This is a genomic window from Nitrospira tepida (assembly GCF_947241125.1).
In the GTDB taxonomy this organism is placed as follows: domain Bacteria; phylum Nitrospirota; class Nitrospiria; order Nitrospirales; family Nitrospiraceae; genus Nitrospira_G; species Nitrospira_G tepida.
Window position 1 is genome coordinate 1,117,115 of record NZ_OX365700.1, and the last position, 24,050, is coordinate 1,141,164.

Below are 24,050 nucleotides of genomic sequence, written 5' to 3' on the forward strand. Positions count from 1 at the left end.
CATACAGTGGAGTGGAAGCCGTGAACGACGAATCAGCTCGAATGCGGGCTCGTCGTCGCCGGTAGGACCAATGGCCTAGGGCACCGGAACGGCCTAGGCCTTCTTTCGTGGTGGGTGGGGCTTCTGAAAGATTGCAATGGAGGAGCGGGAAAGACTAGACTTCGTCTGCACCGGGTGGCAGTGGTGGGATCGGGAACATTGCCGTTGACAGTTTTTTTCCGGCTTTGTTAGACTTCAGTCGAAAAATCAAGACAATAGCCGCCCTTTGCTCAGCGAAGAATCGTTTCAGGTTTGAATCTGCAGGCCGCTCATTGCGGCTTTTTCATGACCGTCAGCGAACAGCGCCGCAGGTGCTGTCAAAATATTCAGAGGAGGGTGACCGATGAGCCTTGATTACGTCAAGTTTACAAGCGGCTTCGACAAGTTCATGCCGAAAGAATATCGGGACATGGTGGAACATGGCCCCTTTGGCAAGAAGGTGTCGGTTTCCCAGATGGGAAGCTTCAAGGAAGTGCTTGAAGAGCATCCCATGTGCGCCGGTTGTGCCATGACGTTGTTCATCCGCCTGGCCATGATTTCTTTTCCCAATCCGGAAGACACGATTACCGTCGGAACGGCCGGGTGCGGCCGCCTCGCCATCTCTCAGGCCGCGATCCCCTTTGTGTACGGCAACTACGGGGACCAGAATGGCGTGGCGAGCGGGTTGTCGCGCGGGCTTCGCCTGCGGTTCGGTGACAAGCCGAAGGATGTGGTCGTGATGGCCGGAGACGGCGGCACCGCGGATATCGGGTTCTCCGCAGTCCTCCATTCCTGGTTCCGGAAGGAGAAGTTCACGACCATCATGCTGGACAATGAAGTGTATGGGAATACCGGCGGTCAGGAGAGCGGCATGACCAACCGGGGGGCCGTCTTGAAAATGGCCCCGCTCGGAAAGAAGTTCGAGAAGATGGATATGGTCCAAATGGCGAAAGTGGCCGGTTGCTCCTATGTGGCCACGGTGGTGCCGAACAATCCACGTCGCGTCGAAAGCGTGATCAAGAAAGCCGTGCTGATCGCGCGCGAAGTCGGCCCCACTTACATCCAGGCGTATACCTCCTGCAACATCGAATATGCCATTCCGACCGACAAGGTCATGGAAGATGCCAAGAATGTCGAGAACGACCGGTATGCGTTCTCCGAGTTCGTCTCCGACGAAGCCAAGCAATACCTGACCGAGCGCTACGGCTATAAGGAGTTCGCGCAGAAGCCGGCGGCGGCAATTCCCAAGGGCTGACCGTCTCTGGTCCGAGCACCCGAGCAGCAGGTCGTGAACGTGGCGGGTTGGGGCCCGCCGAGCGAGGAGATCAAACCATGTCAAAGCGCTTTAACATTCGAATGGCGGGCGTCGGCGGGCAAGGCGTGGTGACCGCGTCGCACATCTTGAGCACCGCGGTGATCAACGCCGGCGGAGAAAGCACCATCGTGCCGTTCTACGGATCGGAAAAGCGGATGGCGCCGGTTGAAAGCTACGTCCGCGTGTCGGACGAGCCGATCTATGAGATCGGCGAGATCACCTTTCCTCACATCATCATCATCTTCCATCCGCAGGTGATCACCCACGGCAAGTCCTACACCATGCCCTTCTATTTCGGCCTCAAGGAAGACGGGGTGGCGCTCATCAACCATGACGGGCCGATGCGGCTTCACAAGGATCAAGCCCGTGAATTGGAAGAGCGGCGCGCCAAACTCTATTACTTGCCGGCCACCAAGATTTCACTCGAAGTCTCGGGCATGGACCTCGCCACGAACATGGCCTTGATGGGAGCCATCGGCTGCATCACCGGCCTGACGACGATTGAAGCGCTAGAACAGGCGGTGAAGGACCGGTTCCTCGGCAAAGGGTTCGTGGTGTCGGGCGGCACCGCGGCGTTGGATAGCGTGGTCGAGCGGAAGTTCAAGAAGAAGCAGGAGCTCATCGAAAAGAATGTCGCGGTCATCAAGGCCGGGTGGGACTTCGCGGCCAAGAACGGGTGGGATGAAATCAGCAAGGCCGCCAAGAAGGCGGAAGCGGCTGCCGCCGCGGCCAAGGCCTGATTCAAGAGAGGTAAACGATGTATCTTGTTGCCGATATCGACGTGAACATTTGTGCGCAGAAGAGCTGCAAGCTTTGCACGCAGTATTGCCCGGAAGCCAACACCATTCTCTATAGCGAGGAGATGGGCAAGGACAAGGGGTACAAGTATGGGTCGGCCTATGTGGCGGTCGATCGCTGTAAGGGCTGCGCGCAATGCGTGTGGGTGTGCGACAACATGGCGAAGAACAACGCCATCAAGATGATCATGATCGATCAGCTCCCCCAGGCGGCGCTGACCGACAATGTGACCTATGGCGAGAAGTCAACGACGGCGGTCTTGACCAGTCCGACGGTCGGTTGAGGCGAAGGAGACGGCACGAGTGGCGACCACAGCGCAGGTAAGAGAAAAGATCATCGTTCCGGGCCCGGCGGGTTTTCATCCTCCCTCGGCCGCTCAGTTGGGCGTTGCGTTGCCGGATCCGGGGCACGGACTCTGGTACGGGAACGACGAAGAAGAAGACAAGGTGATCGAGGAAATGGCTCGCGTCATGTTAACGAGCCCGAACCCGACCCTCTTCCCCGGCCCCATGATTCTCTGGGCGTGGAACGAACACGCGATTGAGAAGGCGAAGGCCACGCTGGAGATCGCAGCGCAGATTCCGGACGTCATGATCATCCCCATGCCCGATTACCGGCCGAAATATCCCAAGATCGATCACGAGGAAGTCATCAATCCGAACCACCCCAATCTGACCATTTGGGGGAATCGGATCGAGGCCTGCATCTTCATCGGCGTGCATTGCCACTATGCCAACCTGACCCTCAAGATGATCCGCGCGGGGACGAATTGCTGCACCATGGCGGTCTGTGCGGAGCAGGGGCATGAGGATGCGATGCTGACGATTCGCGATTCGGACACCGCCAAGATCAAGAAAGTCGCCCAAATCTTCAAGCGCGTCAGGGAGAGCATGGGTATCAAGTTGCCGGCTGACGGTCGGAACGTTCGGTTTACGGGAACGCAGTCGCGGGTGCACGGCGGGAAAACTCACACCAATCCGCTCGATTTTGTTCCCACCGCGGCGGGGCTCTCAAGCGCCGCTGCGTTTGGTCACAAACCGGAGCAAATGCAAAAAGAAGCCTGAGGGCGTGACTCCAGGCCGGACCGATAAACCCGGAGAGGTGATGTTATGAGCGAAGCGCTGGACACAGAGGTCAAGACCAACCCGCAGGGCGATCCGATCACCAGCGTGGCGGCTCCGAAACCGGCGGGGGAGATGAAGAAGGACCCGCACGCGGAGGCGAAAAAGCAGCGCGTGGTGACGCCCGAGCACATGTTCCTGGAGGCGCCGCGGGTGCGGGAATTCATCACCGGCAGCGAGGCGGCCAAGGAGGCCGTTCGGCGCAGCAACGTCGATCTGGCCATTGCCTATCCGATCACACCGCAAAGCGAAACGATGCAATTGGTCGGCGTGCTCTACGGTGAAGGCTACGTCAAGGAGTATTATCGCGGCGAAGAGGAAGTCGGAGTGATGGCGGCCATTGCCGGCGGGTCGCGGGCCGGGGTGCGTTGCTTTACCGCCACGGCTGGGCCGGGAACGCTCCGTGGCTTGGAAGGCATTGCGTCATGGCCGGGTCACCGGTTGCCCGCTGTGGCCTTTTTCACCTGCCGCGTCGTGAATGCTCCCTTGGCGATTCAGCCTGACAACATCGAGATCGCGTATCTCTTAAATTGCGGCATGGTCGTCTTCCATGCCGAGAACCAGCAAGACGTCTTCGATTTCATCATGAAGGGCTTTACCATCAGCGAGAAAAACGATGTGACCCTCCCGGTAGCGGTCTGCTGCGACGGCTTCTTTGTGACCCACGCCCGAGGCTATGTGTCCATGCAGGATCGGGGTCTCAAACTTCCTCCTCGGGAGGCTTGGCGCGGGGCCGTGCCGGTGCTGGATGCGGAAAACCCGCCGGCCCGGTTGTCCCGGGACGCCCCGGTTCAGAAGTCCAACTTCATGGCCTACAACATCCATGCGGTCTGGCAACAGGAGGTGTGGGCCGCTGTTGAACGGTCGCGGAAGTATATTGATAAGTACATGGGCGGCTTGTGCACGGCCGAGGGAGTCGAAGATGCAGACGCGATTCTGGTCGCGTCCGGCAGCGCTGCGGCCCAGTCGCGCGAAGCCATCCGTCTCTGCGCGGAGAAAGGCATCAAGGTCGGGCTGATTAAGATCCGGTCCCTCCGGCCGTTCCCCACGATGGAGCTCAGGAAACTTTGTGCCAAGGCCAAGTTGATCGTGATCCCGGAGTTCAACTACGTGGGCTGGCTGGCCAAGGATGTCGCGGCGTCGATCTATGGCCATTCGAAGGCCAAGATCATTGCAGGTCCGCACGTCTATGGCGGCCAATCCATGCCGGTCGAGTTGATTGTGGATGAGGTCGAGTCCGGGTTGACCGGTAAGAAGTCCACCAATGTGCCGCTGTCTCAGGTCATGGGCAATGCGGAGACGGACCCCTCCGCCATGGCCCACTTCATGCGCAGTATCTGAGCGGCTGGCTCCTAAATGAAAGGGCCTGATCCCAACCTGGGATCAGGCCCTTTTCTTTTGCAGCGCCGTTAGTCGTTGCTCGTTAAACGGAAGACGGGGCCTCCGGAGGATTGACGGTTAACGATTCACGTTGAACGGCCGTCAACCCTGCACGTCGTCGCGAATCAGCTCCTCGCTTTCGGGCATCCCGGACGCGATGAACTTGGCATAGGACAGGTAGATGATGCTGCTGTCCCGCATGGCTCGGGCTCCATGCGTCATCCGTTCCAAATTGGCCGCGTCGGCCCCTTCGGATGATTGGAGGAAATCCACGTACTCGACGAGCAGCTTGTTATAGCGCTCCATCGCCTGTTCGACGTCCAGATAGGCTTGCATGATGGCGTTGGTCATGGCGGTCTCCTCCACTCGCTGTGTCACCTTACACCGGGGAGCAATGAGCGTCAACACGTGGTGATGCCGGACTATGACGCGGACCGTTTCCACCGCCGTTCTTTGGGCTATCGAGACGGCTTTCGGCCAACGGCCGGACTCGGATAGGGCGCTCCTGGCCGCAGGGGTGACAGCCTTATCCCAAGGTTTCACAAAAGCTCCCCGACTCTGCGGACAGCGGTATCTCGATCAGCCGGATCTGCTCCCCGCGTATCTCAGGTACTATCTGCCGGTCAATTTGGCCAAAGTGCAGTCCCTGCTGGATGAGCTTCCGGGGGATGCTCTGACGGATCAAGAAGCGGCTCCGTTGAGACTCCTGGATATCGGGTCCGGTCCCGGCACCGCGTCCCTCGCTTTGTTGGATTGGCTTGTCGAGAGGAAGGCTGAGGCTGTCGAGGTGGAGACGGTGGCCTGTGACCACTCTTCCGCGGCACTCTCCGAGGCCAGAACAGTCTGGGATCTGTATGTGCGACACCAACAGGTCCGGGCGGCCCGTTTGGCCGCCCGGAGGATGAACCTGGAACGGACGGCGGAGCTACGCGCCCTCTGTTCCGGCAAATCGGGTCGCTTTCACCTGGTGTGCCTGGCCAACAGCCTTAATGAGCTGTTCAACGATGCGCGAGACCCCGTTGAACGCCGCTGTCAGATGATCCAGCGGCTGCTGGAGGTGCTTCGTCCGGACGGATCGTTGATCATCATGGAGCCGGCGCTTCGCGATCCCACGCGGGCCCTGCACCGGTTGCGAGACCTCTTGCTCAAGACAAGCGCTTGCACCATCTATAGCCCCTGTCTCCATGAAGATGCCTGTCCGGCGCTCCACCACCCGGAGGACTGGTGCCATGAAGAACGCGCCTGGTCGCCGCCGGCGGAGATCAGCCGGTTGGACCGGCAGGTGGGGTTCATCAAAGACTCGCTGAAGTTTTCCTACTTGATTCTCCGAAAAGACGGCAGGACGGTCGTCCGGCGCGATCGCCAGCTTTTGCGGATCGTCAGCGAGCGCCGCGAGTTCAAGGGCGAGACGCGGGTCTGGACCTGCAGCGGGGCGGGCCGCCTGGAAGTCGGGCGCCTGGATCGCGAACGGTCGGGGAGCAATGCGGAGTTCGATCAAGCCGAGCGCGGCGCGATCATGCGATGGAGACAGGCCGACGACGACGCGCTCACAACGGGAATGGGGCGGGTCCTGCGTGTCCGAACCTCGGACCTTATCACAATCGAGCGACCGACGGGATAGCGGTCGACCGGTCAGTCGGCCTCCGGTTCCGTTCCGCCGTGTTGATGCGTGACCCGGTCCTCGTCGAACAGTTCCTGCATTTCTTCGGCCATGACCTCGGCATCATCGGGAACCGAAACCATCGGCAACAGCTTCTTCGGCTTCGGTTGGTCCTCCGACGAAGGTGGTGAAGGCGGAGAAGGTGGGGTCGGTGGCTTGTGTTCGGTCATGGTCGTTGTTGCGTAAGGGCTTGGGTTCGGCTATTCAAACGCCTCGAATGAGCTTCGTTCAGGGAATGAATGTTTGCAGGTTTGGCACGTGACGAAATAATAGGCCTCTCGAACGGAGAGGGTTGCCCGGAAGTCGAGAGCGACCCCGCGCGCGGCACATTTCGGGCACGGCACGGAGCGGAGAAAATAGGGCACATCCGGCTGGGTGCGCTGGTAAAACTCCATGTCGACATGGACCGGGAAGGTGTAGCGGCACTTCATGCACAGCCCTTTCCATTCCCCGTCGGCGTGGAGTCTGCGGCGGTCGATGGCAAACGTATTGGCTTTACAGATGGCGCAGCGAACCGATGAGAGCCGAGCCTCAACTGTTTCGACCGCCGGGAGCGTCATACGCGTTTCACGTTCACAACAATGAATGAATGATCCGGTGCAGGACAGTATACCGGCTGGATCGAAGGGTGCACAAGGCCGATTGCTAACGCGCCGAATCGGCTCCAGCGATTCCCCCGACCATGCCTGCGGCCAATTCGCGCGCAGACTGTTCACGGGCTCAGAGTTTTTTCTTGACCCCTGTCGGTCCCTCCCTATACTGACACTATGCACATGATCTCCAAACAACTGCTGGTCGGCAACATCGAAGCGGCGCGAGAGGTCCATCCGGCGATCGGTGCCCTCCTGCTCGTGGCGCAAGAATATGACGTCACGCCGCCATCCTGGGTGGATTATGCCAAGATTCCTCTCAAAGAATTCACGGCGGCTGACCCGCAACAGGTCCGTGAAGCGGTCGAATGGATCGAGCGGAAGATCGGCAGCAACCGGGTGCTGGTCTGTTGCCGGGCGGGCATGGGACGGTCAGCCTCGATCATCATCGCGTACCTCTGTTGCGTGGAGGGGATGAGCTACGGCGAAGCGCTCAAGCTGGTGAGCGCCAGACGGCCTGGTGCGCTCCCCTTGCCGTCTCTGGAGGAAACCATCGCGCTCGTTAAGCAACTGCGCGCCGAGCAGGCGGCGCTGGCCCACGAAGCGAATTCCCCGGACAGGCCGGGCGGCAGACCGGCCCGAACGCACAAGAAGATCGCCTGACGGCCCCATCCCATCTCCCAACGGCTCTTTTCCGCCGCCTCCTGTGGTTATCCCCCATGGTTGGTCGTCTCATCGGTCCTCCGAGCAGTTGCAACCCTCTGCTGTTCCTGCTTGCTGACCCGGCGAGGTGGCGCGGCCCAGTCCTATCTGTCGTCGATCCGTGGCTCTTTCCTTCAGACTGGCACATCGACTAAGGTGGAGCACCTGTTGAGTCGAGGAGTTCTACGCTCATGCCGGAACTGCCAGAGGCGGAGGTGGTCGCCAGGCACATCCGTGACCGATTGCTCGGAGCACGACTGGCCGATTACCGAGTTCTGCGCGACGACATCGTTCGGGAAGGGCTGAACAGCTTTCCCTGGTACCGGGGCGCCACGTTGGAATCGGTTGAGCGATGGGGGAAGAGCGTGGTTCTGGCCTTTTCGGGGAAAGAGCACAACCGATACCTCGTCGCTGAACTGGGAATGACCGGCCTGTTACTGTTCGAGGAGGCGGTGGTCTCCCGAACCAAGCACACCCACGTCAAGCTCTGTTTCGAAGGAGGGCGCGAGCCGAGCCTGTACTACTGGAATGCCCGGCGATTCGGCCGACTGTATCTGCTCGATCAGGCCGGATTGCTCGGATTTACCAGCCGCCGCTTCGGATGCGACCCCCTAGCGGTGGACTGGGAGTCCTTTTGGCAGATCCTGCATGGCCGCCGCGGCCGCCTCAAGGCGCTGCTCATGCACCAGCAAGTCATCGCAGGCATCGGCAATATCTACGCGAACGAGATCCTGTTTGCGGCCAGACTTCATCCCCATCAACCGGCGAACCGTATCTCGAAAGCGCGGGCGCAGGTGCTCTATCAAGCCATGCAGGCCGTGCTCGGGCAGGCGATTGCCCAAGGCGGCTCCAGCATAAGGGACTTTGTGGCGCCGGACGGAAGACCGGGACTCTACAGACACGATCATCGGGTGTATGGTCGGGAAGGCGAACCATGTCCGCGTGCCTGTGGAGGTTCCATTCGGACCAGAAAAGGGGAACGCACATCTTTTTACTGCCCCCTGTGTCAGAGCCGGTAACGCGAGCGGGAGGCTCTGCGAGTCCAGGATCGTAATACTCTTAAAATCAATTGGTTATGTTTTTCGCCTGTGGGGGACTTCCAATTCCCGCCTTCCGTTAGGACTTCTGCTCAAAATCGTTAGGCCCTTTGGGGCCTTGAGGTCCTTGCCGGAATCCGCTAATCTTTCGCTCCCTTAATCGCAATCGTTTCCCTGAATCCACCAGAAGGAGTGCCTGTCATGGCCAAGGTGCTGGAAGGTCCCGGGATGGGACTGATGAAAAAATGGGGCATCACTGTTCCGAACTATCTCGTGGTGACGTCGCTCGAGGAGTTCAGCAAGCTGGCGGCGGCCAACGACTGGCTCAAGCAGTCCAAGCTGGTGGTCAAGGCCCATGAGGCGCTTGGTTCCCGGTTCAAGCTCGGCCTTGTCAAGGTGGGCCTCGACCATAAGGGCGCCGAAGCTGCGGCGAAAGAGATGCTGGGACGCCAAGTCGGCTCCATCACGGTGTCGCAGGTCATCGTCTCGGAGATGGTGCCGCATAAGGAAGAATACTATTGCGCGGTCAAATCGACTCGGGAGGGAGCGGAGATCATCGTCGCCAACTGCGGCGGGATTGAGGTCGAGTCCAATTGGGATCGGGTCAAGAAGCTGCCGGTCGAGGTCGGGGCTGCGCCGACCCGCGAGGCGCTTGAAAAGTTGGCAAAGGACGCGGGCTTCACGGGGAATCTGGTCGCGCAGATGGCGGACTTCGCGGGGAAAATGTTCGCCTGCTACGACAACGAGGATGCGCAATATCTGGAAGTGAATCCCGTCGTGGCGAGGGAAGGGGATGGGCAATTGGTGGCGCTCGATGCGGTGACTCTGCTGGACGGCGACGCCAAGTTCCGCCACCCGGACTGGAATTTCCCCTTTGCCGCGGAGTTCGGACGGGCCTATACCAAGAGCGAGCTTGAGGTGCAGGCGGTCGATGCGAAGATCAAAGGCTCGGTGAAACTCATCGAAATTCCCGGCGGGCAGATTGCGATGCTGCCGGCCGGCGGCGGAGCCAGCGTCTACTATTGCGACGCCGTCGTCGCACGAGGCGGCAAGCTCGCCAATTATGCCGAGTATTCCGGCGATCCTCCGGATTGGGCCGTGGAGGTGCTGACCGACAAGGTCTGTTCGCTGCCGGACATCAAGCACATCATCGTCGGGGGCGCGATCGCCAACTTTACGGACGTGAAGAAGACCTTCGGGGGTATCATCGCCGGCTTCCGGAAAGCCAAATCAGAAGGGAAGTTGAACGGCGTCAAAATTTGGGTGCGGCGCGGCGGTCCGCGCGAAAAAGAAGGACTCGAGGCGATGCGGGCGCTCAAGGACGAGGGGTTTGACATCCACGTGTTCGACCGCAACACGCCGCTGACCGATATCGTCGACAAAGCACTTCAGGCCAACTAAGCAGCGCGATGACGAACTAGTTTTGTAGGGCGAAAACGAAGCAGCGAGTAGGTACTGACGAACATAGAATAGGCCGCAGGATGTTCAGAAAGGTCGTCCAGCGCGGCCGCAGCGAGCGAGGAGGCGAAGTGTACTCTTTTCCGTACGTTGAGCCTCTGAGTGACACGAGAAGAAAGCTGGCGGACTTTTTCAACATCCTGCTAAGCAGCGCGATGGGAACGACGGAGAGGGGATCCCGATGAGTATTGTTGCCAATAAAGACACCTATGTCGTCATCCAGGGCGGCGCGGCTGGCGTGAACGCGGCGCGCCGGATGGCGGAGTTCTGCTATCTGATCAAGCGCCCGCTGAATGTGCTCGCCTTCGTCTATCCGCCCGACGCCGGCAAGACCAACGAGATTCCCTACGGCGGCAGCCTGATGCAGATTCCCGTCTACAAGAGCATTGCCGAAGCGACCGCGCACCATCCCCAGATCAACACCAGCCTGGTCTACATCGGAGCGGATCGCGCCTGCGCGGGCGGAATGGAAGCCCTGAACGATCCCAAGATTCAAGTCGTGTCGATGATCACTGAGGGCGTGCCGGAAAAGGACGCCAAGCTGCTGAGTCGGCATGCCATCAAGCTGGGCAAGACCTTTAACGGCCCCTCGTCGATCGGCGTGATTTCAGCCGGGTCCTGCCGGCTCGGTGTGATCGGTGGCGCGTACGACAACTTGGTGGCGTGCAAGCTGTATCGCGAGGGCTCGTTCGGCGTGATCACCAAATCGGGCGGTTTGTCCAACGAGATCATCTGGCTCTGTTCGCAGTTCGCGGACGGCATCACCACCGCGATCGGCATCGGCGGCGACGCCTATCCCGGGACCGATTACGTGAGCTACCTCGAAAAATTCGAACAGGACCCTCAAACGAAGGCGGTCGTCATCGTCGGCGAGATGGGCGGAGACCTCGAAGAGCGGGCGGCCGAATGGTACGGGGCCAAGAAGCGCCGGATCAAGCTCATCGGCGTGGTATCCGGCTTCTGCCAGGAAAGCCTGCCGAAAGGGATGAAGTTCGGCCATGCCGGCGCCAAGGAAGGCATGAAGGGCGAAGGCTCGGCCCGTTCCAAATCGGAAGCGCTCAAGAAGGCGGGAGCCATCGTCCCTCCGACATTCGGCGCCCTGGGACCGGCCATCAAGCAAACCTATGATGAGTTGGTGAAGAGCGGGGCCATCGTTCCGGTGGCGGACCTGCGGCCTGAAGAACTGCCAAAGCTTCCGAAGAGCGTCGATGAGGCCATGAAGACCGGAGACGTGCAGGTCGTGCCGCTGATCAAGACGACGATCAGCGACGACCGAGGCGACGAACCCTGTTACGACGGCTATCCCGCCTCCGAACTGATCAACAAGGGCTACGACATCCCCCACGTGATCGGATTGCTCTGGGACAAGCGCCTGATCTCCAAGCAGGAAGCGGAGATCATCAAGCGGATCATGATGCTCTCGGCCGATCACGGTCCCTGCGTCAGCGGCGCCTTGACCACGATCATCGCCGCCTGCGCCGGAATTGGGATGTCGCAGGCCGTCGCGGCTGGGTTGATCATGATCGGCCCTCGCTTCGGCGGCGCCGTCACCGACGCGGGCCGGTATTTCAAGTATGCCGTGGAAAACAAGATGTCGGTGGACGAGTTCCTGGCATACATGAAGAAGAACGTCGGACCGGTGCCCGGCATCGGTCACCGCGTGAAGAGCCTCCGCAATCCGGACAAGCGCGTCAAGGAATTGGTCGGGTACGTGAAAAGCCTGGGTATCAAGACGCCGCACCTCGACTTCGCGCTCGAAGTCGAAAAAGTGACGGCGGCCAAGAAGGATAATTTGATTCTGAACGTGGACGGCACCATGGCCGCGGTGCTCGTCGATATCGGGTTCCCGGTCGATAGTTTGAATGGGTTCTTTATCCTGTCGCGGACCATCGGGTTGATCGGCCACTGGACTGACCAGAGACGGCAGGAGAGTCGGTTGATACGGCTGTTCGATTACCTGGTGAACTATGCCGCGCCCAAGCGGCGGGAAGTCCCGCCGTTGAAATAGTTGCGGGAAGTCCCGCCGCTCAAATAGTGCCGGGTAACGAGTGCTGAGTCCTGAGTTGGGGGTCTTGTCTCCGCACTCAGCACCCAGCACTTAGAACTTGAAGGAGTGATTATCATGTCGATAGACCTTGCCAAGAAGCTGTATGCCAAGATGCCGGAAGTGTTCGCCAAGGCCAGAAAGAAGTTCGGCCGCGGCCTGACGCTGGCCGAAAAAATTCTGGTCGCTCACGCGGACAACTTTGATACGCAGACCTGGGAGCGGGGCAAGGCGATGTTGTCGCTCCGTCCTGACCGCGTCGCCATGCAGGACGCGACGGCCCAGATGGCCATGTTGCAGTTCATGCAGGCGGGCAAGAAGAAGGTGGCCGTGCCGAGCACGATTCACTGCGACCACCTGATTCGCGCCGAGATGGGGTCCGAGAAGGACCTGCTCCGCGCAATGGACGAGAACAAGGAAGTCTACAACTTCCTCGCGTCGGCCGCGAAGAAGTACGGAATCGGATTTTGGAAGCCGGGCGCGGGCATCATCCACCAAGTCGTGCTGGAAAACTATGCCTTCCCCTGCGGCCTGATCATCGGGACCGATTCACATACGCCCAACGGGGGCGGCCTCGGGATGCTCGCGATCGGCGTCGGGGGGGCCGACGCCGGCGAAGTCATGGCGGGCCTTCCCTGGGAAGTGCTGCACCCGAAATTGATCGGCGTCCGGCTCACCGGCAAGCTCAGTGGCTGGGCCTCGCCGAAGGATGTGATCCTCTACCTCTGCGGGCTCCTGACCGTGAAGGGCGGGACGAATAAAATCGTCGAGTATTTCGGCCCAGGCGCGGAGACGATCAGCGCGACCGGCAAGGGCACCATCTGCAACATGGGCGCGGAACTCGGCGCCACCACCTCCGTGTTCCCCTTTGATCAGAAGATGGTCGCCTACATGAACATCACGGACCGGGCGGAGTTGGCAAACCTGGCCCAGTCGCATAAGGACCTCCTCGTGGCCGATCCCGAGGTTTATCAATCGCCGGAAAAGTATTACGATCAGATCGTGGAGATCGACTTGTCGATGCTTGAGCCCCACGTGGTGGGGCCCCACACGCCGGACCTCGCCAGGCCGATTTCAAAACTGGCGGCGGAGGCAAAGGAAAAGGGCTATCCGGTCGAGCTCAAGGCGGCGCTCATCGGAAGCTGCACGAATTCGTCGTATGAGGACATCAGCCGGTCCGCCCACATCGCCCAGCAGGGATTGAAGGCGGGATTGAAGGCGAAGACGGCCTTCCTCGTTTCCCCCGGCTCCGAGCGGATCTACCACACGATGAAGCGGGACGGGTTCCTGGACACCTTTGAGAAACTCGGCGGCACGGTCCTGTCGAACTCCTGCGGTCCCTGTATCGGCCAGTGGAAGCGGGCCGACGGGGTCAAGGGCCGGGCGGATTCCATCGTCAGCTCCTTCAACCGGAATTTCCCGGGCCGCAACGACGGCATCAACGAGACCCTGTCGTTTCTGGCCAGCCCGGAAGTCGTGACGGCCTACGCGCTGACAGGCGATCTTGGGTTTGATCCCGTGAACCAAACGCTGAAAGGAGCCGACGGGAAGGAATTCAAGCTGGAGCCGCCGAAAGGCGAGGAGTTGCCGGCCAAGGGGTTTGCCAAGGGCGAAGAGGGGTTCGTGCCCCCCGCGGAGAACGGCGAAGGGTTGACGGTCGATATCCCGCCGACCAGCGAACGGCTGCAGTTGCTGCAACCCTTCCCCCGGTGGGATGGAAAGGACTTCGAGAAGCTCCCACTCCTGATCAAGACGAAGGGAAAGACCACGACCGACCATATTTCTCCGGCCGGCCCGTGGCTCAAGTTCCGTGGCCATCTCGACAAGATCAGTGACAACATGTTTCTCGGGGCCAACAACGCCTTCTCGACCGAGCCGGGCAAGGGGACGGACGTCTTGACCGGAGAAGCCGGATTGACGATCGCCCAGATCGCCCGCCGGTACAAGGCCAAGGGCATCGGCTCCTTCGTCGTGGGCGACGAGAATTACGGCGAAGGCAGCAGCCGCGAGCATGCCGCGATGTCGCCCCGTTTTCTCAACGTGCGGGTGGTGTTGACGAAAAGTTTCGCCCGCATCCACGAAACCAATCTGAAGAAACAGGGCATCCTTCCGCTCACCTTCGCTGATCCGAAGGATTACGACAAGATCGAGCAGACGGATCGATTCAGCGTGGGCGGGCTGGCCGGGCTCGCGCCGGGCAAGCCGGTGACCGTGACGGTGCACAGGGCCGACGGCTCCACCTGGACGCTCCAGGCGAATCATAGTATGACAGAGCAGCAGATCGGATGGTTCAAGGCAGGGTCGGCGTTGAACGCGCTGAACTAAATCAGAACAGCGGAGAGAAGAGGATAAATCATGGCCACCAACGCATCCAAAATCATCTATACCAAGACCGATGAAGCGCCGATGTTGGCGACGTACTCGTTTCTTCCGATCATCAACGCCTTTACCAAGGCGGCCGGCGTGACCGTTGAATTGCGGGATATCTCCCTGGCGGGACGTATTCTCGCCGTGTTCCCCGAGTATCTGACGGCGGAACAAAAGCAGTCGGATGCCTTGAGCGAACTCGGCGAGCTTGCCAAGACGACGGAAGCCAACATCATCAAGCTGCCGAACATCAGCGCCTCGATTCCGCAGATCAAGGCGGCCATCAAGGAATTGCAAAGCCAGGGCTACAAGATTCCCGATTATCCAGAGGATCCGAAGGACGACAAGGAGAGGGAGATCAAGGCGCGGTACGACAAGGTTAAAGGCAGCGCCGTGAATCCCGTGCTGCGCGAGGGGAACTCCGACCGCCGCGCGCCGTTGTCGGTGAAGAACTACGCCAAGAAACATCCGCACAAGATGGCGCCCTGGAGCCCGGATTCCAAGACGCACGTGGCCCATATGAAGGGCGGGGATTTCCGGTCCAACGAAAAGTCCCTGACGGTGCCGGCGGCCACCGAGGCGCGCATCGAGTTCGTCGGACAGGACGGCAAGACCACGGTGCTCAAGCCCAAGGTCGCGCTCCAGGCCGGGGAAGTCATCGATGCCACGTTCATGAGCAAGCGTGCCTTACGCCAGTTCCTCGAAGAGCAGATCGAGGATGCCAAGCGGCAGGGCGTGTTGTTCTCCCTCCATATGAAGGCCACGATGATGAAGGTCTCGGACCCGAAGATCTTCGGTCATGCCGTGTCCGTCTATTACAAGGACGTGTTCGAGAAGCACGCCGCCACGTTCCAGAAGCTCGGCGTCGATCCGGACAACGGCCTCGGCGATTTGTACATCAAGATCAAGGCCCTGCCGGACGATCAGCGCAAGGCCATCGAAGCGGATATTCAGGCCGTCTATCAGAAGCGTCCGCCGATGGCGATGGTGAACTCCGACAAGGGCATCACCAATCTCCACGTACCCAGCGACGTCATTATCGATGCGTCCATGCCGCCGGTCATTCGCGACGGCGGAAAGATGTGGGGGCCGGACGGCAAGCTGGCGGATACGAAGTGCGTCATCCCCGATGCCAGCTACGCGCCGGTCTACCATGAGGTGGTGGAGTTCTGTAAGAAACACGGCGCCTTTGATCCGCGAACCATGGGGAGCATTCCCAACGTCGGGTTGATGGCTCAAGCGGCCGAGGAATACGGCTCGCACGACAAGACCTTCAAGGCCCCAAGCAATGGCACGATCCGCGTCGTCGATGCGTCCGGAAAAACCTTGCTCGAGCATCAGGTCGAAGAAGGCGACATCTGGCGCATGTGCCAGGTGAAGGATGCGCCGATTCAGGATTGGGTGAAGCTCGCCGTCAATCGCGCGAAGGCCACGGGCGTGCCCGCGGTCTTCTGGTTGAACAAGGACCGGGCTCACGATGCGGAGCTGATCAAGAAGGTCAACCAGTACCTGCCGAAGCACGATACGACGGGGCTCGACATCCGCATCATGCCTCCGGCGGAGGCCTGTCGTTTCTCGCTGGAGCGGATGAAGGAGGGCAAAGATACGATCTCCGTCACGGGCAACGTGTTGCGCGACTACCTTACCGACCTGTTCCCGATTCTGGAAATCGGCACCAGCGCCAAGATGCTTTCGATCGTGCCGCTGTTGAACGGCGGCGGCCTGTTCGAGACCGGGGCGGGAGGTTCCGCGCCCAAACACGTGCAGCAGTTCCAGGAGGAAGGCTATCTGCGGTGGGATTCGCTCGGCGAGTTCCTGGCGCTGGCCGCTTCCTTGGAGCATCTGGCCAAGGTCTCCAACAACCAGACCGCGCAAATTTTAGCCGACACGCTCGACCAGGCCAACGCCAAGTTCCTGGAGAGCAACAAGTCGCCGGCCCGCAAGGTGGGCGAGATCGACAATCGCGGCAGCCATTTCTATCTGGCCTTGTATTGGGCGCAGGCCTTGGCCCAGCAGACGCAGGATAAGAAATTGGCCGAGCGCTTTGCCAAGATCGCCAAGGATCTGGCGGACAATGAAACGAAGATTTCGGCCGAGCTGCTTGCCGCTCAAGGGAAGCCGGTCGATATCGGCGGGTATTATCATCCGAACGACGAGAAGGCGTCGAAGGCGATGCGTCCCAGCGCCACCTTGAACGCGATCGTGGACGCGATCGCGTAAAGGACGGCCGGCGCCTTTGATGCGCACAAAAAATCTCACGAATCGAGCTGATGGTCGGGACCTGTCCCGGCCGTCAGGCGCTGGATTTCACGTCCACGGCGAACCATGACCACCGAAACTTTCGATACCCAGAACGTAATCGACCAGGAAGAGGTGCTTCGCCCGCGCATGGTCACGGTGGAGATCGCGGGGAAACGGTACGAAGTGCCAGAGGGCATTACGGTCATCAAGGCGCTCTGGTACACCGGACAGGATGTGGTCCGCGGCGTCGGCTGTCTCGGCGGATTCTGCGGCGCCTGCGCGACCTATTATCGGGTGAAGGACGATCCCAAGGTGAAAACCTGCCTAGCTTGTCAGACGGCGGTGCAGGACGGCATGTCCTTCACGATGATGCCGCCCTTTCCGGCCAGGAAGGCCGTCTACCAGATCCAGGAGCTGAAAGACCCCAAACAGGACCTATTCGATCTCTATCCGGAAGCCCCGCTCTGCCGGAATTGCAACGCTTGCACGGAAGCCTGCCCTCAGAAAATCAACGTGCGGGAAGGGGTCTGGAAGGCCGCATTCGGCGATTTCAAAGGGGTCGCCGACATGTTCATGGATTGCGTCATGTGCGGGCTGTGCGCGCCGGTCTGTATCGCGGACATCGCGCCGAACCTCGTGGCCCTCTACGCCAGCCGGGCGCAAGGCGCCCATTTCACCGAGAAACCGCAAGGCCTGGCGCACCGCATCCAGGAGATCAAGGAAGGCCAGTACGACGACGAGTGGAACCGCGTCCTCGCGATGAGCCAGAAGGAACTGACGGAGCTCTGCGCGACGCTGAAGTGACAGCCTCGTTCGTGCCCCATCACTCGCTCATGATCAAGCCGGAGGCCGGTCTTTGCGGGTGCGCTCCTGACGAACGACCATTGACGATTGGCGGCGACTGACACCATGGACATTCACGTTTTACAACAGGTCGTGCATAAGACGAGAGACGCTCGTCGCAAACAGACCCTCCCCAAGCTGTCGCTCGCCGAACGCGACACCCTGATCAAGAAGTATCATCCGGATTTTCGTGAGCACGCCTACCGGACGATTCGATTCGGACCGAACGCCGGCGACAAGACCGTCGTCGAGCTGGCCGCCTTGCTCGAAGGGATGAGCCAGGTGCCCGACGATTTAGACCTGACGCCCTCCTATGTGACCGACGTGCTGGTGGTCGGCGGCGGGGGAGCCGGGTGCGCGGCCGCGCTGCATGCCCATGCGGCCGGGGCCAAGGTGATCCTGGCGACGAAGCTGCGACTCGGCGATTCGAACAGCGTCATGGCCCAGGGCGGCATGCAGATTTCCGTGGCCCCTGAAGATTCGCCGGTGACGCACTTCCTCGACACCCTCAAGGGCGGGCTGATGCACAACGACCATCAGTTGCTCAAGGTGATGGTCGAGGAGGGCCCCGCCATCGCCGACTGGCTGATCAAGCTGGGCGTGCTGTTCGACCGGGACCAGGACGGGAATCTGCACGTCAAGAAGGGCGGCGGCAGCTCCAAGCCCCGCCTGCTGACCTGCTCCGACTACACCGGCCTTGAAATCATGCGGGTGCTCAAGGACGAGGTGCTGAATCAGAAGATTCAGTTGCTGGAGTTTTGCGCCGCGGTCGAATTGCTGAGCGACGATCAGGGCCGTTGCACGGGCGCGGTATTCAAGGACCTCGACAACGGGCGGTTCGTCGTGGTGTCGGCCAAGGCGGTGATTCTCGCCACCGGCGGCATCGGCCGGCTGCACATCCAAGGGTTTCCGACGAGCAATCATTTCGGCGCGACGGGAGACGGCTTGTGCCTGGCCTATCGGATGGGCGCGAAGCTCGTCCACATCGACACCTTCCAGTACCATCCCTCCGGCGCCGTCTATCCCGAACAGCTCATCGGCGCGCTGGTCACGGAAGGGATCCGCTCGGAGGGCGGCCACCTTGTCAATGCCAAAGGCGATCGATTCGTCAACGAACTCGACACGCGAGATGTAGTCTCGTCTTCGATCATCAGGGAATGCGAGGAGGGACGGGGCATCAGGACCATGGCCGGGCGAGTCGGGGTATGGCTCGACACGCCGCTGCTGGACGTGGAACATGGGCCTGGGACGGTGCAGAAGCATTTTCCCGCCATGGTCAGGCAGTTCGAACGGTTCGGCATCGATATCAGCAAGGACCCCGTGTTGATCTATCCGACGCTGCACTATCAAAACGGAGGCGTGAAGATCGATACCAATGCCGAAACGGGGATCGCCAATCTTTTTGTTGCTGGCGAAGCCTCTGGCGGACTGCACGGGCGCAATCGACTGATGGGCAATTCCTTGCTGGATCTGATGGTTTTCGGAAAACGATCCGGGCTGACCGCGGCTGCACGCGCACAATCGATGTCGTATGGGAAGCTCACCTTGCATCATGTGCGGCGCTTCCGCGACGAGGCGAGGAAACACGGGGTGCCGTCGAGCGAGGTTGTGTCCCCCATGATTCTGCCCGCATACGCGAGGAAAGTCGTCTAGGCGAGGCTCAGTCTCCAGCCCTCCCGACTCTGTCCTGAAGCGGGAGAAGATAGAAGGAGCGACATGAACGTTCACGAGTTTCAAGCCAAGCAGTTGTTCGCACAATTCGGGGTGCCGGTCTTGCGCGGCAAGGAAGTCAAAACTCCGAAGGCTGCAAGTCAGTGGGCCGCCAAACTCAACACCCCGGTCTATGTCGTGAAGGCGCAGATCCATGCAGGCGGGCGAGGCAAAGCCGGCGGCGTCAAATTGGTGAAGGAGCAGAGCCAGGTCCCCGAGATCGCGAAGGAACTGTTGGGCAAGGTCTTGGTCACGCACCAGACGGGGCCGAAGGGCCGCAAGGTCAGGCGCTTGCTGGTCGAGGAAGGAGCCAATATCGCCAAGGAATTGTATCTCAGCCTTCTGGTCGATCGCGACACGGGCTGGGTAGTCTTTATCGCCAGCACGGAAGGCGGGATGGAGATCGAGGAGGTAGCTGCCAAGACGCCCGAGAAGATCATCAAGGAGGCGATCGATCCGGCCGTCGGTTATCAAGGGTACAACGGCCGCAACATCGCCTTTGCGTTGGGGCTCCAGCAGATCGAGCCGGCCGTCATCAATCCCTTCGTCCAGATGCTGGGGAATCTCTACCGGCTGTTCATGGAGAAGAATTGCGCCCTGGTGGAGATCAACCCGCTGGTCATCACGAAGGAAAAGACGCTCATCGCGCTGGACGGCAAGGTGTCCTTTGACGACAACGGGCTCTTCAAGCATGCGGACGTGCAGAAGATGCGCGATTTGCACGAGGAGGAGCCGCTGGAGATCGAAGCCGGGAAGAACAACCTCAACTACGTCAAGCTGGACGGGAATATCGGCTGCATGGTGAACGGAGCCGGCCTGGCCATGGCGACGATGGACGTCATCAAGCTGGCGGGCAGCGAACCGGCCAATTTTTTGGATGTCGGCGGCGGGGCCACGAAAGAGACCGTGGCGGCGGGGTTCCGCATCCTGCTCAAGGACAAGAATGTGAAGGGCATCTTCATCAACATCTTCGGCGGAATCGTCCGCTGCGAGCGGATTGCGCATGGGGTGATCGAAGCGGCCAAAGAGGTCAAGCTCAAGGTGCCCCTGGTGGTGAGATTGCAAGGAACCAATGCGGAAGAAGGCCGCAAGCTGTTGGTGGAGTCCGGTCTGAAGCTGGACGTGGCGGACGATTTGTGGGAGGCGGCGCAGAAGATCGTGGGGATGACCGGAAAGGCGGCGTAGGGGACGGCGTAAGCCGCCGCTCGCTTTCACACCTCTCGGAGCGACCCTTCCGGGCTCGTCCGAGCGGAAGCCTTCCGAAATTCCCTCGCGGACTCGGTCAGTTTCCGCTTTCCTTCTCGGCCGAGCCTCGGTGGGTCCCCGCTCCTCCGGCAAAGTCGCTCGCGGTAGCCTGCGCCGTCCCGCCAGGAAAGTGGGATAGGGGAAAAGGTACAAGGACTGCAGAGCCCGAGCATCTGCGGAGGTAGCGACTGCAGGTCAGGCCATGCCGAGGTTGAAAATGGTAACGGCTTCGCAGTGGTATAGCGAATTCTACAAGGCCTATTACAAGGATGGAAAAATCCAGGCTTTAGAAAACAAGACAAAGCTCACGGATTCTCAGTGGACTGACGGCTTCCGGGAGTTCTTGAGAAGACTTGCCGGGAGTCTTGGGTATGAAGTCGTTACAGAGCATAAGGCTCATGGTGGCCAGCGATTTGACCAAACATGGTCTAAGCCCGGTGAGACAATAGCGATCGAATACGAGAATGATTACACCACGATACTTTCGGAAGTAAAAAAGCTTTGCTCCACTAATAGCCGCTTGAGAGTCCTAATTACTTACTGCCCTGAAAGAAACTTCCTTTCCGAGATCTTGAACATTGCGCAACACACCATTGCTCCAGAAATTGATAAGAGGTTGGGAGACTTTAGCGGTGAATTTCTGCTGATAGCGGGAGGCTACGAGTGGAATGACTGGTCGGCAATTCGAATGGTTTTGAAGGCGCAGCTAGACCCCATTCGTCTTTAGGGATAAGAGGGATAAATGAGCATTCTCGTCAACAAGAATACGCGGGTGGTGGTGCAGGGGATCACGGGCAAGGAAGGCTCGTTCCACGCGACGCAGTGCAAGGCCTACGGCACGCAGGTAGTCGCCGGTGTGACGCCGGGAAAGGCCGGCCAGCAGGTCGAGGGGATTCCGGTCTTCAACACGGTACGCGAAGCCGTCAAACATACCCAGTGCGACACCTCGCTGATTTTCGTGCCTCCGCCGTTTGCGGCCGATGCGATACTGGAGGCAGCCGATGCCGGGATCAAGCTCATCATCTGCATCACTGAAGGCATCCCGGTGAATGACATGGTGCGGGCGAAACGGGCCTTGCGGGGCCGCGATGTCCGGCTGATCGGTCCCAACTGCCCTGGCATCATCACGGTGGATGAGGCCAAGATCGGCATCATGCCGGGGTTCATCCATAAGCGAGGCGTGGTCGGGGTGGTCTCGCGCAGCGGCACCCTCACCTATGAGGCGGTGCACCAACTCTCCACGCTCGGGCTCGGCGAAACCACCTGCGTCGGCATCGGCGGAGACCCGGTCAACGGCACCAGTTTCGTCGATGTGCTACCGCTGTTCGAAAGCGATTCCGAGACACAGGCGATCGTCATGATCGGCGAGATCGGCGGGGATGCCGAGGAAAAGGCGGCTGAGTTCATCAAGAAAAACGTGAAGAAGCCGGTGGTCAGCTTCATTGCCGGCATCACGGCGCCGCCGGGCCGCCGCATGGGCCATGCCGGGGCGATCATCAGCGGAGGCAAGGGGACGGCCTCCGAAAAGATGAAAGCGCTTGAAGCAGCCGGCGTGCGGGTGGTGAAGAATCCAGCCGAAATCGGCGCCACCGTGAAAACCGCGCTCGGGCGGTGAGTCCTTCCGATACCGGAACCCGGCAACCGGCAAGAAAGGGCGTGTGCGTCCGACGTGATCCGGACCGGATTCTATCCGCCACGCCCGGCAAAGCTTTTTCTTCCCATTCTCCTTCGATTCGTGTTAGGTTCCAACTTCAAGGAGTCTGATCATCTTCCGACACATCTCTGATCCGTCTTCCTGATCCTGTCCGTCCGCGTCACCGTCGTTTCAAAACCGCTCCCATACCGTGAGCGGCGTTCACTGAAAGAAGGGGCGTCACCGCGTGTTAATCTTTCTCGTCCACGTTCGCGACCCGCAATTCTATGCCTTGCCGGCCAAAACCCGAGCCAAAAACGGGCGGCTGCGGGTGATGGGATTCCCTCCGATCGGAATCATGTCGCTCTCGGCGGTGCTGAAGCAGGCCGGCCATGACTGCGTGATGTTCGATCAGGCCAACCCGGAGACGCCGAACGAGGTCATCATCGAGGCCATCAACCACCGCCAACCCGTGCTGGTCGGACTGAGCTTCCTGAGCACGACCAGCTACCCCTATGCAAAGATTCTGGCCCGGCAAATCCGTGCGGCCAACAGCCGGGTGAAGCTGGCGTTCGGCGGAGTCTTTGCGAGCTTGAACGCGTCGCTGGTGAAACTGCAATGTCCGGAGGTGGATTTTGTCTGCCGCGGCGACGGGGAGCAGCTCATTCTCGACTTGATTGAACGGCTCGATGATCCGGTAGAGGTGGCCGGGGTGACCTGGGCGAAAGACGGCAAGGTCGTCCAGAATCCGAATCGCGTCATGGAGCGGAACCTGGACCAGTGGCCGTTTCCGGACCGGGAGAGCCTGGACCTCGACTTTGTCGAATCAATGCCGTTGGATGTACCCGCCGTGCTGTCCATGGAGCGGTTCACGACCATGCAAACCTCACGGGGCTGTCCCTGGCCCTGCGTATTCTGCGACATCCCGATTTTCAACGAGGGGAAGTGGCGGGCCAGAAGCCCGCAGCATGTGGTGGCCGAGTTGAAGCACCTGGAAGAACTGGGTTACGGCTCCGTCTATTTCGTGGACGACCACTTCCTGCTGCAACCCAAGCGGATCGACGCCATTTGTCACGGCATCGGTCAAGAACGGCTGGCGATCCAGTGGGGCATTGAGGGTCGCGTGGATTCGGTGGCGCAGCATCTCTTTCCGGCGATGGCTAAAGCCCACTGCCGGACGGTCATGTTCGGCATCGAGAGCGGAAGTCAAAAAATCCTCGATCGCTTGCAGAAGGAGCAGACACTGGACGAAGTCAAGACGGCGGTCAAGAACGCCAAGCGGGCCGGCATCGAAATCGTGCACGGCTTCTTTACGGTCGGGAACCCCGATGAGACGGTCGAGGACATGCAGGCGACCTTCGACTTCGCCTCCAAACTGCCGCTGGACACGTTCGGCTTCAATCGGCTCTGCGTCTATCGCGGTACGCCCTTGTGGCAGGAATATGTGAAACGGGGGTTGGTCAATGAGGCGACCGACTGGTACAAGTACTTCAAGTGCTCGGAGATCGATCCGACCTGTTTGCCCGGCGAGGTGATCAACCGGGTGCGCCAAGAGGGCCTGCGGCGGCTGTTCCTCTACAAGATCTTCCACTACCCCGTCCAAACCTACAGGCTCCTCCGCCGGTTCCTGCGGTTCATGCCGGTGCGCGACGTGGCCTATCTGATCATGAAGCCCTTCTTGGGACAGAAAAAGGGCGCCACCAAGGCGGAAGTCCTCTCGCGCGCGGTCGAGCATGCCGACATGAAAGACGCCGCGGCGCAGCTCACGCAACTGACGGACGACATGCTGCACAAGGTCCTGACGGAATCGAGGGCCGAGCGCCTCCGGATTCAACAGGAGGCGGGAAGTTCCAGAGAGTTGCCGATGGTGCCCGCTCCGTAGTCGTCT

20 protein-coding genes are annotated in these 24,050 nt (G+C 60.2%); 18 read left to right on the top strand and 2 right to left on the bottom strand.

Annotation, left to right across the window (positions count from 1 at the left end):
- Positions 1 to 382 precede the first annotated feature (382 nt).
- The 5 genes from QWI75_RS05280 (at position 383) to QWI75_RS05300 (ending at position 4,593) form a co-directional block, all read left to right on the top strand.
- A complete protein-coding gene (locus tag QWI75_RS05280) occupies positions 383 to 1,273 on the top strand; it encodes a thiamine pyrophosphate-dependent enzyme (protein ID WP_289267648.1) in 891 nt (296 codons plus the stop codon).
- A gap of 77 nt (positions 1,274 to 1,350) precedes the next feature.
- Positions 1,351 to 2,073 carry a 2-oxoacid:ferredoxin oxidoreductase subunit gamma family protein gene (locus QWI75_RS05285; RefSeq protein ID WP_289267649.1) on the top strand — a complete coding sequence of 241 codons (723 nt, stop codon included), beginning with the start codon at positions 1,351 to 1,353 and terminating at the stop codon, positions 2,071 to 2,073.
- A gap of 17 nt (positions 2,074 to 2,090) precedes the next feature.
- Positions 2,091 to 2,414 (top strand): pyruvate ferredoxin oxidoreductase, encoded by a 324-nt coding sequence (locus QWI75_RS05290; RefSeq protein ID WP_289267650.1) that lies wholly within the window; start codon positions 2,091 to 2,093, stop codon positions 2,412 to 2,414.
- A gap of 19 nt (positions 2,415 to 2,433) precedes the next feature.
- Positions 2,434 to 3,195, top strand: a complete 762-nt coding sequence (locus QWI75_RS05295) for a carbon monoxide dehydrogenase beta subunit family protein (RefSeq protein WP_289267651.1) — start codon at positions 2,434 to 2,436, stop codon at positions 3,193 to 3,195.
- Positions 3,196 to 3,240: 45 nt separating this feature from the next.
- Positions 3,241 to 4,593, top strand: coding sequence for a transketolase C-terminal domain-containing protein (locus tag QWI75_RS05300; protein WP_289267652.1), 1,353 nt, complete (start codon positions 3,241 to 3,243; stop codon positions 4,591 to 4,593).
- A 141-nt stretch (positions 4,594 to 4,734) separates the two neighbouring features.
- On the opposite strand, the gene QWI75_RS05305 is transcribed toward QWI75_RS05300, so the two are convergent.
- Complete coding sequence (locus tag QWI75_RS05305; protein WP_289267653.1) at positions 4,735 to 4,983, bottom strand: hypothetical protein; 249 nt, start codon at positions 4,981 to 4,983, stop codon at positions 4,735 to 4,737.
- Between the two features lie 73 nt (positions 4,984 to 5,056).
- On the opposite strand from QWI75_RS05305, the gene QWI75_RS05310 reads away from it, so the two are divergent.
- Positions 5,057 to 6,253, top strand: coding sequence for a small ribosomal subunit Rsm22 family protein (locus tag QWI75_RS05310; RefSeq protein ID WP_289267654.1), 1,197 nt, complete (start codon positions 5,057 to 5,059; stop codon positions 6,251 to 6,253).
- Positions 6,254 to 6,492: 239 nt separating this feature from the next.
- Here the strand turns inward: QWI75_RS05310 and QWI75_RS05315 are convergent, their stop codons facing one another.
- Entirely contained in the window at positions 6,493 to 6,852 is a 360-nt protein-coding gene (locus QWI75_RS05315; protein ID WP_289267655.1) for a hypothetical protein, read from the bottom strand.
- 213 nt (positions 6,853 to 7,065) lie between these two features.
- Between QWI75_RS05315 and QWI75_RS05320 the strand changes: the two genes are divergently transcribed.
- From QWI75_RS05320 to QWI75_RS05375, 12 genes are all read left to right on the top strand, one after another.
- Positions 7,066 to 7,545 (top strand): dual specificity protein phosphatase family protein, encoded by a 480-nt coding sequence (locus QWI75_RS05320; RefSeq protein WP_289267656.1) that lies wholly within the window; start codon positions 7,066 to 7,068, stop codon positions 7,543 to 7,545.
- Positions 7,546 to 7,775: 230 nt separating this feature from the next.
- Entirely contained in the window at positions 7,776 to 8,603 is an 828-nt protein-coding gene (gene mutM, locus QWI75_RS05325; RefSeq protein ID WP_289267657.1) for a bifunctional DNA-formamidopyrimidine glycosylase/DNA-(apurinic or apyrimidinic site) lyase, read from the top strand.
- Between the two features lie 219 nt (positions 8,604 to 8,822).
- On the top strand, positions 8,823 to 10,022 hold the full coding sequence (locus tag QWI75_RS05330; protein WP_289267658.1) for an ATP citrate lyase citrate-binding domain-containing protein: 1,200 nt from the start codon (positions 8,823 to 8,825) through the stop codon (positions 10,020 to 10,022).
- Positions 10,023 to 10,260: 238 nt separating this feature from the next.
- Entirely contained in the window at positions 10,261 to 12,087 is a 1,827-nt protein-coding gene (locus QWI75_RS05335; protein WP_289267659.1) for a citrate/2-methylcitrate synthase, read from the top strand.
- A gap of 114 nt (positions 12,088 to 12,201) precedes the next feature.
- Entirely contained in the window at positions 12,202 to 14,448 is a 2,247-nt protein-coding gene (locus tag QWI75_RS05340) for an aconitate hydratase (protein WP_289267660.1), read from the top strand.
- 30 nt (positions 14,449 to 14,478) lie between these two features.
- Positions 14,479 to 16,710 carry an NADP-dependent isocitrate dehydrogenase gene (locus QWI75_RS05345; protein WP_289267661.1) on the top strand — a complete coding sequence of 744 codons (2,232 nt, stop codon included), beginning with the start codon at positions 14,479 to 14,481 and terminating at the stop codon, positions 16,708 to 16,710.
- A gap of 105 nt (positions 16,711 to 16,815) precedes the next feature.
- Positions 16,816 to 17,535 carry a 2Fe-2S iron-sulfur cluster-binding protein gene (locus QWI75_RS05350; RefSeq protein ID WP_289267662.1) on the top strand — a complete coding sequence of 240 codons (720 nt, stop codon included), beginning with the start codon at positions 16,816 to 16,818 and terminating at the stop codon, positions 17,533 to 17,535.
- A 105-nt stretch (positions 17,536 to 17,640) separates the two neighbouring features.
- Positions 17,641 to 19,227, top strand: a complete 1,587-nt coding sequence (locus QWI75_RS05355; RefSeq protein WP_289267663.1) for an FAD-dependent oxidoreductase — start codon at positions 17,641 to 17,643, stop codon at positions 19,225 to 19,227.
- A 63-nt stretch (positions 19,228 to 19,290) separates the two neighbouring features.
- Complete coding sequence (gene sucC / locus QWI75_RS05360) at positions 19,291 to 20,469, top strand: ADP-forming succinate--CoA ligase subunit beta (RefSeq protein WP_289267664.1); 1,179 nt, start codon at positions 19,291 to 19,293, stop codon at positions 20,467 to 20,469.
- 262 nt (positions 20,470 to 20,731) lie between these two features.
- Entirely contained in the window at positions 20,732 to 21,256 is a 525-nt protein-coding gene (locus QWI75_RS05365; RefSeq protein WP_289267665.1) for a hypothetical protein, read from the top strand.
- Between the two features lie 15 nt (positions 21,257 to 21,271).
- The gene (gene sucD, locus QWI75_RS05370; protein ID WP_289267666.1) at positions 21,272 to 22,144 is read left to right on the top strand and encodes a succinate--CoA ligase subunit alpha; all 873 of its coding nucleotides are present in this window, start codon (positions 21,272 to 21,274) and stop codon (positions 22,142 to 22,144) included.
- Positions 22,145 to 22,409: 265 nt separating this feature from the next.
- On the top strand, positions 22,410 to 24,044 hold the full coding sequence (locus QWI75_RS05375; protein ID WP_289267667.1) for a B12-binding domain-containing radical SAM protein: 1,635 nt from the start codon (positions 22,410 to 22,412) through the stop codon (positions 24,042 to 24,044).
- The last annotated feature ends 6 nt before the right edge of the window (positions 24,045 to 24,050 follow it).